At 66.1% G+C, this 15,418-nt stretch carries 14 protein-coding genes and 1 tRNA gene; 5 read left to right on the top strand and 10 right to left on the bottom strand.

What is annotated here, in order from left to right; genetic code table 11:
• The first annotated feature begins 17 nt into the window (after positions 1-17).
• Positions 18-893: a dienelactone hydrolase family protein gene (locus VIL42_03600; GenBank protein HEY8591932.1), complete on the top strand. Its 876-nt coding sequence runs from the start codon at positions 18-20 to the stop codon at positions 891-893.
• Here VIL42_03600 and tilS read toward each other — a convergent pair.
• The 6 genes from tilS to VIL42_03570 all read right to left on the bottom strand — a co-directional run bounded on the left by tilS (position 890) and on the right by VIL42_03570 (position 8,367).
• Positions 890-1,873, bottom strand: a complete 984-nt coding sequence (gene tilS, locus VIL42_03595) for a tRNA lysidine(34) synthetase TilS (GenBank protein HEY8591931.1) — start codon at positions 1,871-1,873, stop codon at positions 890-892. The two genes, VIL42_03600 and tilS, sit on opposite strands and share 4 nt — an antisense overlap.
• 12 nt (positions 1,874-1,885) lie before the next feature.
• A complete protein-coding gene (locus VIL42_03590) occupies positions 1,886-2,803 on the bottom strand; it encodes a tetratricopeptide repeat protein (protein ID HEY8591930.1) in 918 nt (305 codons plus the stop codon).
• Between the two features lie 74 nt (positions 2,804-2,877).
• Complete coding sequence (locus tag VIL42_03585; GenBank protein ID HEY8591929.1) at positions 2,878-3,714, bottom strand: RodZ domain-containing protein; 837 nt, start codon at positions 3,712-3,714, stop codon at positions 2,878-2,880.
• Positions 3,715-3,759: 45 nt separating this feature from the next.
• Positions 3,760-6,030, bottom strand: coding sequence for a phosphoenolpyruvate--protein phosphotransferase (gene ptsP / locus VIL42_03580; GenBank protein HEY8591928.1), 2,271 nt, complete (start codon positions 6,028-6,030; stop codon positions 3,760-3,762).
• Between the two features lie 49 nt (positions 6,031-6,079).
• Positions 6,080-7,138, bottom strand: a complete 1,059-nt coding sequence (locus VIL42_03575; GenBank protein ID HEY8591927.1) for a nitronate monooxygenase — start codon at positions 7,136-7,138, stop codon at positions 6,080-6,082.
• Entirely contained in the window at positions 7,135-8,367 is a 1,233-nt protein-coding gene (locus tag VIL42_03570) for an aspartate kinase (GenBank protein HEY8591926.1), read from the bottom strand. The genes VIL42_03575 and VIL42_03570 overlap by 4 nt, the downstream gene beginning before the upstream one ends.
• A gap of 44 nt (positions 8,368-8,411) precedes the next feature.
• On the opposite strand from VIL42_03570, the gene ubiG reads away from it, so the two are divergent.
• Both ubiG and VIL42_03560 read left to right on the top strand, forming a co-directional pair.
• The gene (gene ubiG, locus VIL42_03565; GenBank protein HEY8591925.1) at positions 8,412-9,146 is read left to right on the top strand and encodes a bifunctional 2-polyprenyl-6-hydroxyphenol methylase/3-demethylubiquinol 3-O-methyltransferase UbiG; all 735 of its coding nucleotides are present in this window, start codon (positions 8,412-8,414) and stop codon (positions 9,144-9,146) included.
• A 126-nt stretch (positions 9,147-9,272) separates the two neighbouring features.
• A complete protein-coding gene (locus tag VIL42_03560) occupies positions 9,273-10,310 on the top strand; it encodes a rod shape-determining protein (GenBank protein HEY8591924.1) in 1,038 nt (345 codons plus the stop codon).
• On the opposite strand, the gene VIL42_03555 is transcribed toward VIL42_03560, so the two are convergent.
• The 4 genes from VIL42_03555 to VIL42_03540 all read right to left on the bottom strand — a co-directional run bounded on the left by VIL42_03555 (position 10,307) and on the right by VIL42_03540 (position 13,262).
• Entirely contained in the window at positions 10,307-10,978 is a 672-nt protein-coding gene (locus VIL42_03555; protein HEY8591923.1) for a glutathione S-transferase family protein, read from the bottom strand. The two genes, VIL42_03560 and VIL42_03555, sit on opposite strands and share 4 nt — an antisense overlap.
• Before the next feature lie 33 nt (positions 10,979-11,011).
• On the bottom strand, positions 11,012-11,443 hold the full coding sequence (locus VIL42_03550) for a hypothetical protein (GenBank protein HEY8591922.1): 432 nt from the start codon (positions 11,441-11,443) through the stop codon (positions 11,012-11,014).
• A 61-nt stretch (positions 11,444-11,504) separates the two neighbouring features.
• Positions 11,505-12,305 (bottom strand): undecaprenyl-diphosphate phosphatase, encoded by an 801-nt coding sequence (locus VIL42_03545; GenBank protein HEY8591921.1) that lies wholly within the window; start codon positions 12,303-12,305, stop codon positions 11,505-11,507.
• Positions 12,306-13,262, bottom strand: a complete 957-nt coding sequence (locus VIL42_03540) for a complex I NDUFA9 subunit family protein (GenBank protein HEY8591920.1) — start codon at positions 13,260-13,262, stop codon at positions 12,306-12,308. It abuts the gene before it with no gap.
• A gap of 87 nt (positions 13,263-13,349) precedes the next feature.
• On the opposite strand from VIL42_03540, the gene VIL42_03535 reads away from it, so the two are divergent.
• Both VIL42_03535 and VIL42_03530 read left to right on the top strand, forming a co-directional pair.
• Positions 13,350-13,436: transfer RNA gene (locus VIL42_03535), tRNA-Leu, on the top strand.
• A gap of 110 nt (positions 13,437-13,546) precedes the next feature.
• Positions 13,547-15,238 (top strand): hypothetical protein, encoded by a 1,692-nt coding sequence (locus tag VIL42_03530; protein HEY8591919.1) that lies wholly within the window; start codon positions 13,547-13,549, stop codon positions 15,236-15,238.
• Positions 15,239-15,418: the final 180 nt, after the last annotated feature.

Raw genomic sequence — 15,418 nt, 5'->3', positions numbered from 1 at the left:
AGCGATGGAGATGCGACATGTGTGGTGACGGCAATCATCAGGGCTTCATCGTCGATACGGCGGTCACGCGGCGGACGCTGCTGCTGACGCTTTCAGCCGTTGCGGCGACCGGCCTCCCTGCCGGCGCCGCTGCGCATGAAACGGGCGGCAAGCATGTTGTCGAACGCGATGTCACCGTCGCCATCGACGGCAATGCCGATGCGGCGCTCTTCTATCCGGAAGGAAAGGGCCGCTGGCCCGCGGTCCTGCTGTGGCCGGACATCCTGGGCCTTCGCCCGGTGTTCCGCGAGATGGGACGCCGGCTGGCCGCCCAGGGTTATGTCGTGCTGGTGCCCAACCCTTATTACCGGGCGCAGAAGGCGCCGGTCGTCACCGGCCCGTTCGATTTCGGCAAGCCGGCCGACCGCGAAAAGATCATGGGTTTCCGCAAGGGGGTGACCGACGCGATGGTCGACCGCGACTCCGCGGCGTTCGTCAGCTTCCTCGACGCGCAGCCGCAAACCGACCGCAAGCGGCGCGTCGGGGTGCAGGGCTATTGCATGAGCGGTCCGTTCGCCTTCCGCACCGCCGCTGCACGTTCCGACCGGATCGGCGCAGTGGCCGCTTTCCATCCGGGCACTTTGGTCACGAACGAGCCATCCAGCCCGCACCTGCTCATTCCCAAGACCAAGGCGGCCTATCTGGTGCTGCTCGGCAAGAATGATGCGGCGGAGCGGCCGGAGGAGATCGAGACGCTAAAGGCCGCCTTCGCCGCGGCCAAGCGGCCCGCAAGGGTCGATTCCTATCCGGCCGACCATGGTTGGACGGTCGCGGGCAGCCAGAGCTACAATGAGCGAGAGGCGGAGCGGGCCTGGAGCGAGCTGCTGGCGCTCTATCGAGCGAACCTGCGCTAGAGCGGCCGCCGCGGCGGCGCGGCACGGAAGCGCCACTCTGCGCCGCCGGTGCACTGGACCCCGCGCAGCGTTGCGGTTCCCCCACTGAGAAGCGCCGCAAGGACCTGATCGACTTCGCGGCCGCGAAGCTCCGCGCCTCGTCCTTCGCTCGCGAGGGTAGCAATCGCTCGAACGGTGATCCGGCGAAGGATCTCGCGTGGCGCATTGCTCGCGCGGTAACCGATTTCCTGTTCAGTCACGGTCACGGCTCGCTGCCATTCGCGGTCGCTGGCCCAGTCGAGCGCCTCGTCGGCGTCGGCAAGGTGAGCTGCGCTTGCAGCAATCGCAGGGGCGTCGAGCCAGTCGGCATCGGCGAGAGCATTCCGGACGCGGACCCGCTCGAACCGGTCGTCGGCGTTGCTCGGGTCGAGGAGCGGATCGACGCCCACTGAAGTGCAGATCGCCTGAAGCTCGGCATGGGCCCAGCCGAGTAGCGGTCGGACGACCCGGACGCTGCAGCCCGGAATGTCGGCGACGGCACGCATCCCGGCGAGACCCTTCGCGCCCGCGCCGCGCGCCAAGCGCATCAGAACAGTTTCCGCCTGGTCGTCGAGGTGATGCCCGGTGAGGATTGCTGCGAGCCCCCGCTCATCGGCCCAATTGCCGAGCAGGCGGTAGCGCTCGGAGCGCGCACGTTCCTGCACGGCCGTCGTCGGCTGTTCGAGCCAGGTCGCGGTAAGGATCGAGTGCGGAACGCTTGAGCCGGCGCAAAGCCGAGCGACGAAATCAGCCTCGCTTCGGCTTTCGGGCCTCAGCGCATGATCGACGGTTGCCGCCTCGATGCGCTTGGGCATGGCCGCCGCGGCGAGCAGGAGGAGGGCGACGCTGTCCGGGCCGCCCGAAACGGCGAGGCCGAGCCGCAAACCTGCCGGGACCAGCGCATCGACGTCGCGCGCGAAGCGCTCGGCGAGCTGTGGGTCGACCTGCGAAGGCTCACCCACCGGCATTGTCGCCTAGCTGCAGTTGGCCTCGGCCTTGGCGTCGCTCGAAAGCTTCTTGAGGTCGGCCCGGATCTTCGACCCATAAACCGCGTCGAGCTCGCCATAGGCCTTGCACGCCTGCTCACGCTGGCCGAGCTTCATCAGCGACTGGCCAAGATAATAAAGGCTGTCCGCCGCCCGCTCCCCGCCGGGATTGGTGCGGTAATTGGCGAGGAAAGCTTCCGCGGCTGGGCGCGGCTGGCCGCTGTCGAGCAAGGCGCGGCCGATCAGATTCTTCGCATAGCTGGTGCGGCGGTGGCGGGGATAAGCCGCGACGAACGCGCGTAGCGAGCTGATCGCTTGGTCGTACTGGCCCGCTTCCCACAGGCGGAACCCCTCGGTGTAGGCGTCTTCCGCCGGATCGGCGGCGGCAACCGCCGGACCGCCGCTCGCCGGCGTCGCGGACGGCGTCGCTGCACCGGTCGTCTTCGGCGTCGTCGTCGTCGTCGGCTTCGGCCTTGCCGGCGTGGTGCCGACCGGGACCGTGTCGACCGGAACCGGCGCCACGGCTGCCGTGCTCACTTGCTGCTCCAGCGTCGCGATGCGCTGGTTCAGGTCAGCGGTCGTCTGGCGCAGCGCATTTTCCATGTTGCGGACTCGGCTGGCATTTTCCTCGTTCTGTCGGACGAGATCGGTCACCTGGCGTTCGAGCGCATCGAGCCGCTGATCGAGGCTGACCACTGCCGACTGGGTCGCGGCCGGGTCGTCGCGGAAGCCCGCCGTCGCCGCCGGGCTGCCCTTCGGGAAGACGCGGCGCTGCACTTCATCCACCTGCCGTTCGAGACGATCGATCCGCTGCTCAGGCGTGGGCTGCTGGCGCTGGGCCATGGCGGCGGTAGCCGGCATCAGCGCGGCGGTTGCGACGGCCGCGAAGGCGGTGATCGGACGCATGAACTTCACTGGAATTTCCCCACGCTTCAATGTCGACGCGACTGTGCTCCGCGGCGCCTTGCCCGCGGATGAATCTACTGGGCCGGCGGTGGTGCAGGCGGTTGCGCCGCGCCAGTCGCCGGCTGCGCGCCACCACGCATCAGGTCGTCTGCCTTCAAGCTGACCTTCGATGCGACCTTGCCGGCGGGACCGACGGCGGGTGCAGTGGCCGTGCCGACGGTGACTTTCAGCGCTTCGGGCTTGCCGGCCTTCAACAAGGGTGCGGTCGCCGTCTGCGGCACGGTGAAGCTCTGGCCCTGCTGGAGCTCGCCCTGGAACAGGCTCTTGCCCTGGTCCGTAACCTGGATCCACGCCGGCTGAACGGCGGTAAGCACGACCGGGCCTTGCGCCGCCGGTTGCTGAGCGGCCGGGGACGGCGTCTGGGCGGCCGGCGCCGGCGAGGAAGCAACGGCTGTACTCGCTGGCGCGTCCCCTTGCTCGAGCGAGCGGCGGCTGAGCCAGCTCATCAGCAGCACAAGCAGGATGACGCCGACGATAGCGGAAATGACGAGCCATTTGGGCATGGTGCGCGCCGGGTCAGCGGGTTCGATGACTTCGGCCTGGTGGCTTGCGAAGCGCTGGCCGCCCATCTCCTCGCGCAGTTGGTCGCCGATCTCCGTGCGGTCCACGCCGACCGCGGATGCATAGCTCTTTGCGAAACCGATCGTGTAGGTGGGCGCGGGGAGCTTGTCCCACTGCGCATTCTCGATGCTTTCGAGGTGGCGGTGCGGAATTCGCGTCTGCGCCGCGACGTCTTCGAGGCTCAACCCCTTAGCTTCGCGCGCGGCGCGGAGCCGTTCGCCGACGGTCGGCACCTCGGCCTCGGTCATGTCGGGGTCGAGAATGTCGGCGTCGGTGTCGCGCTTGGCCATGTGCAACTGTTTGAGGCCTGCGCCGTGCGTGTCAACCGCTTCGGCCTAGCCGAGCGTCACACCCTTCCGTTTGGCCCAGTCGGCGAGCGCCTTCCGCATGTCCCTCGGCGGCCGCGCGAGCAGCTGTTCGAGCTTGGCCCGCACCGCCGAGGCATCGAGCGAGCGGATCATCGCCTTGATCGGCCCGACGCCCGCGGGCGTGATCGAAATGTTTTCGGCACCGATGCCGATCAGCGCCATGGCTTCGAGCGGTCGTCCGGCCATTTCGCCGCAAATCCGCACCGGCACCTCGGCATCCTTCGCCTCTTTGAGGATGCGCCGCAGGAAGCGCAGGATGGCGGGGCTCAGCCAGTCATAGCGCTGCGCCAGCCGCGGGTCGGAGCGGTCGGCTGCGAACAGGAACTGCGTCAGATCGTTGGTGCCCACGGAGATGAAGTCGACCCGCGGGAGCAGCTGGTCGAGCATCTCGGCGAGGCTCGGGACTTCCAGCATCACGCCATAGTGGATGCGCTTGGGCATCTTGCGATGCGCGTTGCGCGCCCATTCGACCTGCTCTTCGAACAAGGCGCGCGCTTCTTCATATTCCCATGGCTCCGACACCATCGGGAACATGACGTTGAGCACCTTGCCGCCCGCCGCCTCGATCAGCGCGCGCGCTTGCGCCTTCATCAGCGTCGAGCGATCGAGCGACAGGCGCAGCGCACGCCAGCCCATGGCGGGGTTCTCGGCCTGCTCCTCGGCATGATCAGTGAGATAAGGAAGCGCCTTGTCGCCGCCGATGTCGACGGTGCGGAACACGACCGGTCGGTCTCCCGCGGCTTCGAGCACCTTCATGTATAGCCGCTGCTGGCGGTCGCGGCCGGGCATGGTCGCGGAAACGAGGAACTGGAATTCGGTACGGAACAGGCCGATGCCGTCGGCGCCGGTCATCGGCAAAGTCCCGGCGTCTTCGGCGAGGCCGGCGTTGACCATGACGCTAACCCTGAGGCCGTCCTTGGTCTCCGGCGGCAGGGTGCGGGCGGCGGCAAATTCGGCGCGGCGCTTATGGCTCGACGCCATCCGGTGCTCGAAGGCGGACAGCAATGTCCGGTTCGGACGAACGATGACGCTGCCGTGGTCGCCGTCGACGAGGATCGTCTCGCCTTCCTCGACGCTGTGGCGAATGTCCTGCAGGCGTCCGATCACCGGCACGCCGATGGCCCGCGCGACGATCGTCATGTGCGACGTCAACGAGCCTTCCTCGAGCAGCACGCCCTTGAGACGCCGCCGGTCATATTCGAGCAGCTCGGCGGGCCCGAGGTTGCGGGCGATCAGGATCGCGTCGGCGGCGAGCCCCGTCTGCGCGGCCGTGCCCATCCGGCCGGACACGATGCGCAGCAGCCGGTTCGACAGGTCTTCAAGGTCGTGCATCCGCTCCTGCAGCAGCGGATCGTCGATTTCCTGCATGCGAGCGCGGGTGCGCTGCTGCACACGCTCGATCGCCGCTTCGGCGGTCAGGCCGCTGTCGATCGCCGCGTTGATCCGCCGCGACCAGCCCTCGTCATAGGCGAACATCCGATAGGTCTGGAGGATCTCCTGATGCTCGCCGGCAGTCCCGAACTCGGCCTCCTTGGCCATATTGTCGATCTGCTCGCGCATCTTGCGGAAGGCTGCGTAGACGCGCTCGCGCTCGGCCTCGGTGTCCTCGGCCACCGTATGCTCGACGACGACGCGGGGTTCGTGGAACACCGCCTGGCCCCTCGCCATGCCGGACACGAGCTTGAGGCCGGACAGGCGCAGCGGACCGGCGCTGCGCAAGCGGCTGCGCCTCGCGCCGTCGACGAGCCGGGCGCCGGCAATCAGCTCGGACAACACCATCGCCACGGTCTGCAGCGCCTCGATCTCGACATCCTCGTAGCGGCGCTGTGCTGCGTTCTGGACGGCGAGGACGCCGACTGGGTTTTCCAAGCGCACGATCGGGACGCCGGCAAAGCTGTGATATCGCTCCTCGCCGGTCTCCGGCCGGTAGGCAAAAGCGGCGTGGTCCGCCGCCTCGGCCAGGTTCAGCACGCGCCCTTCGGCTGCGATGGTGCCGACCAGGCCTTCGCCCATGCGCAGCTTGGTGACGTGGATCGCTTCCTTGCGCAGACCGTGGGTCGCGAACAGCTCGAGCACATTGTCGCGCAGCAGATAGATGGAGCAGACGTCGCTGTGCATCGACCCGGCGATCAGGTCGACCGTGCGGTCGAGCTTGCCCTGCGGTGACCCGCGCTTGGCCATGATCTCATGAAGACCGGTCAGGATCTCCCGGGCTGAGGTGGCGGCGGCGGTTGGCATCCTTGCCCGGCTATCAGATGGCGCCACGCTTCGCCATTAGTGAAGAAGCCTAACCCCGGCTCTCCAGCGCGTTGGCGGCTTCGTCGACCAGCTCGCGGATGATCTCGGCGACCGGTTCTTCGCGGGTGACCATGCCGACCGACTGGCCGGCCATCACCGAGCCTCTTTCGACATCGCCGTCGATGACGGCGCGGCGGAGCGCGCCGGCCCAATAATGTTCGATCTGCAACTGGGCTTCGGCCATCTCCAGACCCTGGCTGTCGAGCAGGCTCGCGACTTCGCGCTGCTTCTCGGCGAACTTCTCCATCTCCCGGTTCTTGAGCGCGCGGACCGGGATCACCGGGAGGCGCGGGTCGATCTGGACGCTGGGGATCGCATCGCGCGCCGAGGCGCGGATGAACGCCTTCTTGAAGTTCGGATGAGCGATGCACTCGTTGGCGCAGACGAAGCGGGTGCCGAGCTGGACGCCGACCGCGCCCATTTCGAGATAAGCGGCGATGGCCTCGCCGCGGCCGATTCCGCCGGCGACGAACACCGGAATGTCCTTCGCTACCACGGGCAGGATTTCCTGAGCGAGCACTGAGGTGGAGACCGGGCCGATATGGCCGCCGGCTTCCATGCCCTCGATCACGAGCGCGTCGGCGCCGGAGCGCATCAGCTTCTTCGCAAGCGCAAGCGCCGGCGCGAAGGCGACCAGCTTGGCGCCACTTGCCTTGATCCGGTCGATCGCGCCGCCGGGGGGAAGGCCGCCGGCGAGCACGACATGGCCGACGCCATGCTTCGCGCAGACATCGATGAGTTCCGAGAGCTGCGGGTGCATGGTGATCAGATTGACGCCGAACGGGCGCTCCGTCCGCGCCTTGGTTTCGGCGATCTCGGTGTCGAGCAGATCGGGGGTCATCGCGCCGCAGGCGATCACGCCGAATCCGCCGGCGTTGGAGATGGCGGAGACGAGGTTTCGCTCGCTGATCCAGCTCATCGCCCCGCCCATGATCGCATGCTCGCAGCCGAGGAACTCGGTGCCGCGATGCATCAGTTCGGCAAGGCGGCTGTGGCCTTCGCTGCCGTGGACCGGGCGAGCCTCGGGGATCAGGCCTTCGCCGCTCATGCCGCTTGCTCCGTATCGAGGCCGAAGGCGGTGTGAAGGACGCGCACGGCAAGCTCCAGCTCAGCTTCGGCGATCAATGCACTGACCTTGATCTCGCTGGTCGAGACCGCGAGCAGGTTGATGCGCCGCTCGGCAAGCACTTCGAACATCTTTGCGGCAAGCTGCGGGTTGGAGCGGATGCCGACGCCGACGATGCTGACCTTGGCGACCGCGTCGTCGGTGACGATCCGCTCGAAGCCGATCTGCTCCTTGCGGTCTTCGATTACCGACAGCGCCTGGGCAAGGCTGGCGCGGGGGACGGTAAAGGTGAGGTCGGAGGCGCCGCTGTCCGGCGTCGCGGCATGGACGATCATGTCGAACAGGATGCCGGCTTCGGACAAGGGCGTAATCACCTGCGCGACGGTGCCGGGCTGGTCGGGCACGCCAGTCAGGCTCACTCGCGCCTCGTTGCGGTCGGCGGCGATGCCGGCGATCTGGTTTCTTTCCATGTCGGCTCCTTCAAGCTCCGCGACGACGCGGGTGCCGGGCTTGTCTTCAAATGCGGAAAGGACGCGCAGCGGCAGATTCTCGCGCATCGCGAGGCCCACCGAGCGCGTCTGCAGGACCTTCGCGCCCACCCCGGCGAGCTCCAGCATCTCTTCGAAAGTGATGGCGTCGAGCTTGCGCGCGCGCGGCACAATGCGCGGGTCGGTCGTGTAGACGCCGTCGACGTCGGTATAGATGTCGCAGCGGTCGGCCTTCACGCCCGCGGCGATCGCGACGGCGGAAGTGTCGGAGCCGCCGCGGCCTAGTGTGGCGAGACGCCCGTCCTCGCCGACGCCCTGAAAGCCCGGGATGACCGCGACCGTGCCGCCTTTCAGTGCCTCGTCGAGTGTCGCGCTTTCGATGGCTTCGACGCGGGCATTGCCGTGGACGCCCGACGCGCGGACGAGTTGCCAGCCCATGAAGCTGCGCGCCTTCAGCCCCGCGGCCTGGAGCGTCATCGCAAGAAGGCCGGCGGTCACCTGCTCGCCGCTCGCCACGACCACGTCATATTCGGTCGGGTCGTGGAGCGGCGCGGCCTCGCGGCACAGCTGCACCAGCCGATCCGTCTCTCCGGCCATAGCCGAGACGACCACAAGCACTTCATTGCCGGCGTCAGCCTCACGCCGCACGCGCTCGGCAACGCTGCGGATGCGCTCGATCCCCGCCATCGACGTGCCGCCGAATTTCATGACGATGCGGGACAAAAGGGCTCCTTGGGATCAACCGCGCGGACTGTTAGAGTCGGGCAATGGCAGAAACAAGCATCCTTCCCGAAGAGGTCCGGCAGTTCGCGAGCCAGGCCGAGCGCTGGTGGGACCCGAACGGCCCCGAGGCGATGCTTCACAAGATCAACCCGGTGCGGCTGAAATACATCCGCGACCGGATCGACCAGCATTGGCAGAGCGACGAATGCAGCCGGACGCCGCTCGCCGGTAAAAGCGCGCTCGATGTCGGGTGCGGCGCCGGGATTCTCGCCGAACCGCTGGCGCGGATGGGCGCGACAGTGACCGGCATCGACGCGTCCGCCGAACTGATCGGTGCCGCGCGCGCCCATGCCGAGATGGTCGGCCTGGCGATCGACTATCGGGCCGGCGATGTCCTCGACCTCGAAGGCAAGTTCGATCTCGTCACCTGTCTCGAGGTGATCGAACATGTCGCGGACCCCGCGGCTTTCGTCCGGTCGCTTGCCGCGCGCCTGGCGCCCGGGGGGCTGCTGATCATGTCGACGCCTAACGCGACCGGCTGGTCGAAGCTGCTGACCATCACCTTGGCCGAAGGCTTCGGACGAATCCCGAAGGGCACGCACCAGTTCGATCAGTTCATCGCGCCTGAAAGGCTGAAGCAGATGCTGACGGATGCCGGCCTCGACTGCGTTGATGTGGAGGGTATCGCCTGGTCGCCGCTGAAAGGCCTGCACCTCAGCGACGATGTAAGGCTAAATTATCTCGTTGCGGCGACGGCTTCTTCGTCACCGGCGGTTTAACGTTTTTCAGCTCACCGCAACTCACCACCAGCTAACGATTAACATGGTTAACGCCGCTATCCAGCGGCACCCACTGGCCTAAGCATCAAAGAAACAGATTCGTTCTTGGGCCGGGGGGTTCAAATCATGCGTTCACCATTCAGCTTTGCATCGCGCGGCGTCGCAATCGACCTCGGCACCGCCAATACCGTCATCTACGTCTGCGGGGTCGGGATCGTCGCCAACGAACCTTCCGTCGTCGCGCTGGAAACCCGCGACGGTGAGCGCAAGGTCCGGGCGGTCGGCGACGACGCCAAGCTGATGCTCGGCAAGACGCCCCAGGGCGTCCGCACGATCCGGCCGCTGCGCAGCGGGGTCATTGCCGATCTCGAAGTTGCCGAGGAAATGATCAAGCATTTCATCCGCAAGGCGCATGGCGGACCGCGGCGCTTCACCCGCGGTCCCGAGGCCGCGATCTGCATTCCGTCGGGCGCCACCTCGGTGGAGCGCCGCGCTATCCGCGATGCGGTGACGAACGCCGGCGCGGACCGTGTGCTTCTGATCGAGGAACCGATGGCGGCCGCGATCGGCGCCGGATTGCCGGTCGCCGACCCGGTCGGCTCGATGGTCGTCGACATCGGCGGCGGCACGACCGAAGTCGGCGTCATCTCCCTCAATGGGCTGGCCTTCAGCCGTTCTTCCCGGGTCGGCGGTGACCGGATGGACGATGCGATCACCTCTTATGTCCGCCGCAACTTCAACCTGCTGATCGGCGAAGGGACTGCGGAGCGGGTGAAGCTGGAGATCGGCTCCGCCACCCGGCCCGGCGACGGGGTCGGCCTGACCACGCGGGTTCGCGGTCGCGATGTCGGCCGGGGCATGCCTGCCGAGATCATCCTCACTCAGGCCCAGGTCGCAGAAGCGCTGGCCGAGCCGGTCAACCAGATCGTCGAAGTGGTTCGCGCCGCGCTGGAGAACACGCAGCCGGAGATTGCCGCGGACGTCATCGACCAGGGCATCACCATGACCGGGGGCGGCGCGCTGCTGCGCGGGATCGACACGATCATCCAGGATTCGACCGGCCTGCCGGTTCGCATCGCCGACGATCCGATGAGCTGCGTCGCTATCGGTGCCGGCCGCAGCCTTGAGGAACGAGTGCTTCGCGGGGCGCTTCAGGCGGCTTAGAAATCCACCTTGTCGTAGTGGGATGGGGGTACGATAACTTCCATCCGCTCACCGAGCAGCGGGCGGAAGCCGGGCCGCGACTTCATCACCGCATACCAATCCTTGGTCTGCTTGTGCCCGCGCCAGTCGAGCGCGCCGAGATAGTCGATGACGCTGAGGTGCGCCGCGGCTGTGAAATCGGCGAGGCTGAGCCCGGGCCCGGCGAGCCAGCGGCGGTGGTCCAGGAGATAGTCGAGATAGTCGAGATGCTCGCTGGCGGTGCGCATCGCGTCGCGAAGCACGCGTGTGTCCGGGCTCTCGCGGTTGACCAGCCGCTTGCGCATCCGCTCGTTCATCAACGGCTCGACGGCCTCACGGTAGAGCTTGAGGTCGAACCATTCGGTCATCCGCCGTATCTCGGCGCGCAGCGCGGCATTGCCGTGGATCATCGGCATGCGATCGATCGTCTCGTCGAAATATTCGACGATCGGCTGCGATCCGATCAGCGTGACGCCTTGGTCCGGTTCGACCATCACTGGCGTTTCGCCGGCGGGGTTCAGGTCGATGAACTCGTCGCGCTGTTCCCACGGGTTCTCGCGCACCAGCTCATGCCCGATGCCCTTTTCGGCGAGCACCAGGCGAACCTTGCGGGAAAAGGGGCAGAGGGGGAATTGGAAGAGCTGCCACATGACGGGCAGCTTTAGCGGGGCAGACGCTTAGGTCTAGCGCTTCGGGTAGGTCGGGTCCGGCATATTTGCCGCCGCGCGCTCGATCGATTGTTGCGCCTGGGCGAGGCCGTGCATCATCGACGGCAGCGCATCGGTCACAGCCTTCAGGCTCTGCTGCAGCATCGGCTGCGCGGCAGCGATCCGGGCGTGCAGCTCGCGCTCGCTGATGCCGGTTTCGGAACGAACGGTGCGGCGGCGGTCGGCGGCGGTGGGCTTGCGGCCTTCGGCGGCAGCTTCGATGTTGCCGACCGGCAGGTCGAGCAGCGATTTCGACATCGCTTCCATAATCCTCGCCAACTTGCCGCCAAGTGCGGGATCGGCGACCACCTGCTGCATGTCCCTGACATCCTGCGGCGTCGGCGCCGCTTGCGCGAACAGCGGCGACGAACAGAGGAGGAGGGGAGCGACGAACAAGCCCAAACGCATGGCGGCACCACTAAGCTACTGAAACTGACGGAGTTTATCATCAACTCCGACGGCGGGGAAGTCAGCGCGCCGTCAGCCAGACAAGCGCTGCAGCTCCGGCGACGATCCGGTACCAGGCGAAGGGGGCGAAGCCGTGCCGGGTCACGTAGCTGACGAAGAGCTTCACAACGACGAGCGCAACGACGAAGCTGACGATGCTTCCGATGACGATGTTGCCGTACATCTCCGGGGCGATCCGGTCGTGATGCTTGAGGAGATAGTAAGCCGTCGCGCCCGAAAGCGTCGGCATGGCGAGGAAAAAGCTGAACTCGGCGGCGGTCTTGCGATCGACACCGAACGCCATCGCGCCGAGGATCGTCGCGCCCGAGCGGCTCACCCCGGGCACCATCGCGAGGCATTGGACGAGACCGACCAACGCCGATTGCCTAACGCTGAGGTTCGCCACCCCGTCGCACTCGCGCGGCTTCACGGTCTTTTCGAGGACCAGGATCGCAACGCCGCCGATGATGAGGGCCCAGGCGACGACTACCGCACTCCCGAGCATCGCCTCGATCGTATCGCCGAACAGAAGCGCAAGGACGATGGCGGGAACGCAGGCGATGACGAGATTGCGGACGAAGGCGAAGGCCTTCGGCTCGCGCCCGAACAGGCCGGTGAGCACGTCCCAGAACGTCTGCCAGTAAAGTACCACGATCGCGAGGATGGCCCCGGGCTGGATGGCGACGTTGAATGCTTCCCAATCGCCCGCCTTGAAGCCGAGCAGCTCGGTGGCGAGGATCAGGTGCCCGGTCGAGGAGACCGGCAGATATTCGGTAACCCCCTCGACGATGCCGAGGATGATCACAAGCCAGAGGACAGGCACTTAGGAGGTCGCGGTCAGGTTGATACGGCGGCCCGCGAACTTGCCGCCCTTGTGGAAGCGGCCGAGCCATTCGTAGGCAACTGCGGCAAGCGGGGTCGCCTTGATGCCGAACGCGTCCAAACCGGGAGTGCCCTTCGCCGGCACATTGTCGCGCTGGAGCATCAGCCACTGATCCTTGGTCAGCGGGGCGCCCGGCAGCCAGCCGAACTTCGCAAGCAGGCTGCCGAAGAAGTCCGGAAGGTGCACGACGCCGGGGTCCTGCTCGGTGATCTCGAGAATGGCCTGGTGGAGCTCGGCCATGCTCATCACTTGCGGCCCGCCGATCTCGAAGGTCTTTCCGCCAAACCTTTGCGCGTCCATCGCCGCCATCGCGATCGCTTTGCCAAGGTCGCGGACGAAGACCGGGGCGAAATTGCGCTGCGACGCGATCACCGGAAGGAACGGCAGCCGCGCCATGCCGGCGAAGCGATTGGTCAAATCGTCTTCGGGGCCGAAGACGATCGATGGGCGGACGATCGTGGCGGCCGGAAAGGCTGCGCGGACGGCATCCTCGCCCTCGCCCTTGGTGCGGCCGTAGTTCGACTGGGCGTTGCGGTCAGCGCCGATGGCGGAGACATGGACGAGCGCCTCGCACCCCGCTTCCCGGGCTGCCTCGGCAACGTTGCGCGCGCCCTCGACATGCAGCTTCTGCATCTGCCGGCCGAACACCCCGCACAGATTGACCACGCCAGTCGCGCCCTTGACCGCTTCGCGGACGCTGTCGGCGTTCGTCAGGTCGGCCTTCACGAAGCCGTACTGCCCGACCTGGCCGAGCGGCTGGATGATATATGCGCGGCGCGGGTCGCGCTGCGCGACGCGGACGCGGGCCCCGCTCTTCATCAGGAATTCGCAGACGTAGCGGCCGATAAATCCGCTGCCGCCGAAGACGGTAACTAGCTGCTCTGCGGGCTCGATCATGGCGGCGGGCCTAAGCACTTGATTCCTTCGTTGACAAGGCGCGCCCGCGCCCCTTAAGCGCCGCCGCCTGCCAAACAGCTTGCATGTGCCCAGGTGGCGGAATTGGTAGACGCACCAGCTTCAGGTGCTGGCGCTCGCAAGGGCGTGGAGGTTCGAGTCCTCTCCTGGGCACCATTGCTGCGCTAAGTGGTTGCAATCATAGAAAAAGGCCGGAATAGAGCCGCTTAGATTCGCTCCGACGCTACAAAGCGGCGCTACAAAGCGCCCCGTCAGGAGCCAGTCGCGTGGGGATTTCTGTGCAATATGTTCAGGCCCGCAAAGCGGGGCGGCTGGAATATCGGCGTTCCTTCCCTGAAAAGCTCCGTGCCCACATCGGCCAGCGTGAGCTGATTGCTTCCCTCAAGGCGACCAGCCTTGCGGACCCAGGTGCGATGGCGCGCTATCAAGCCGCGAACGATGATTATGAGCGGCTTGTGGCAACAGCTCGGAAGGCTGTTTCGGGCTCCTTTGATCTTTTGGATGAAGCCCGCATCGCTTTTCTCGCGGAAACCTACAAAGCGAACGTGCTGGCGGAGGACGAACGGGAGCGCATCCTTGGCCGCGTCGACCGCGAGCGGCACGAGGCCAACGAACTTGGCTATGGGTCCGAGCTGGAGGACTGCAGCGGGCCGGAAATTACCAGCCGGTGGGGGTCCACAGCTGTAAGCATCGCCGCCGAACAAGGCTGGCATTTTGACATGCAAACCGAAGCGTTCGGCCGTCTCTGCCGCGAACTGCTCAAGGCGACTATTGCTGCAACCGAAATCCAACTCGCCAGGGATGCTGGTGTGCCGGTGGATACCCCTGATGTGGGGCCCGCGCCCGCTGGTCGACAGCCGACGCAGACTTCTTCGGCAGCTTCGGTCAGCTTTGTGTCGCTGGCACGCGAAGCGCTTGAGCGGACGGCGTTCGGGTTCAGCGCGACGACGAAGCAAGCGACGGCCACGGCTTCTCGGTTCTTTGAAGAGGTTCATGGCCAACTTACGCCCCGTGAGATTACGAGAGCGCACGTCGCCGAGTTCATCGACTTGCTCGCCAAATGCCCAGCGAAGCGCCCCTTCAATGAGCGGAGCTGGACGCTGCCGAAGCTCGTAGACGCTTACGACGGCAAGACCTTTCAGCCGCTGGCTGTGAAGACGATGAAACAGCACGTCGCCATGCTCTCGGCCGTTTGGGCGAAGCTTCAGGACGTCGGAAAGATTCGCGAAGGTGCGTCCAATCCGTTCGCCAGACACAAGTTTCCGAAGGCTCGTCGGGTTGAGAAGGAAGGGTTCACGTTCCGTGAGCTGCAGACCATCATCGACCTTCCGTTGTTCACGGCTGGTGAGCGCCCTCCGCGCTCCAAGGGCGAGGCGCTCTACTGGATTCCGTTGATGTTGATTTTCACGGGGGCGAGGCCCGAGGAGATTTGCCAGCTTCTTGTGACCGACATCCGCCAGGACCCCGAGACCGCCGAGTGGACGCTGACAATCACGGACGCGGGTGAGCATCCGCGTAAGGGGCAACGTCGCCTTAAGGCTGGCGAGGGTAGGCGAACGTTCCCCATCCCGCGTTTGCTCATTGAGCTTGGTTTGCTCGACTATCGGGGTTGGCTGCTTGAGGCTGGAAAGACGGCGTTGTTTCCTTCGCTCGGCACCAAGGGCGAGCGGAAGGAGCTGTATGGCGGCTTTACGGAAAGCTGGGGGGCCTATTTGCGGAAGCACAACGCTCTCACGTCCGGCAAATTGCCGTCACGTGACTTCCGCCATACTTGGACGACCGAAGCTCGGCGGTGCCGCGTTCCCGAGGATGCCCGAGCTTACATCCAGGGCCACGCCCATCCCGGACAAAATACGCGCTACGGTTCACGGAGCCCTCTTGGTGACGAAATCCACAACGTCACCTTTGATAGGCTGAACCTGTCTCGCGTTCGTCGCTGGGTCGCTCCTGCGGATTGAGCCCATCTCTTGCGCCGCTGACAGCCCACGGGGCGAGGCGCGGTTAGCGGCGGAAATCTTCTGTGTTATGTGAATAATACGCCTGTGCGAAATCTGAATATCTCGCACGGCCCGACGTGAGCGGGCGAGGCCTGGTCCAGCGATGGTCTGGAAAGCAGGGCTTAACGATACAAATCGGGG

The sequence above is a fragment of the Sphingomicrobium sp. genome, assembly GCA_036563485.1.
Lineage (GTDB): Bacteria > Pseudomonadota > Alphaproteobacteria > Sphingomonadales > Sphingomonadaceae > Sphingomicrobium.
This window is presented reverse-complemented; position numbering and strand designations above follow the sequence as displayed.

Coding starts and splice junctions, on each gene's coding strand:
- ubiG (HEY8591925.1), top strand. CDS start 8,412: ATGGCAGAAACAAGCATCCTTCCCGAAGAGGTCCGGCAGTTCGCGAGC.
- VIL42_03560 (HEY8591924.1), top strand. CDS start 9,273: ATGCGTTCACCATTCAGCTTTGCATCGCGCGGCGTCGCAATCGACCTC.
- ptsP (HEY8591928.1), bottom strand. CDS start 6,030: ATGCCAACCGCCGCCGCCACCTCAGCCCGGGAGATCCTGACCGGTCTT.
- VIL42_03575 (HEY8591927.1), bottom strand. CDS start 7,138: ATGAGCGGCGAAGGCCTGATCCCCGAGGCTCGCCCGGTCCACGGCAGC.
- VIL42_03585 (HEY8591929.1), bottom strand. CDS start 3,714: ATGGCCAAGCGCGACACCGACGCCGACATTCTCGACCCCGACATGACC.
- VIL42_03550 (HEY8591922.1), bottom strand. CDS start 11,443: ATGCGTTTGGGCTTGTTCGTCGCTCCCCTCCTCCTCTGTTCGTCGCCG.
- VIL42_03600 (HEY8591932.1), top strand. CDS start 18: ATGTGTGGTGACGGCAATCATCAGGGCTTCATCGTCGATACGGCGGTC.
- VIL42_03555 (HEY8591923.1), bottom strand. CDS start 10,978: ATGTGGCAGCTCTTCCAATTCCCCCTCTGCCCCTTTTCCCGCAAGGTT.
- VIL42_03590 (HEY8591930.1), bottom strand. CDS start 2,803: ATGCGTCCGATCACCGCCTTCGCGGCCGTCGCAACCGCCGCGCTGATG.
- VIL42_03540 (HEY8591920.1), bottom strand. CDS start 13,262: ATGATCGAGCCCGCAGAGCAGCTAGTTACCGTCTTCGGCGGCAGCGGA.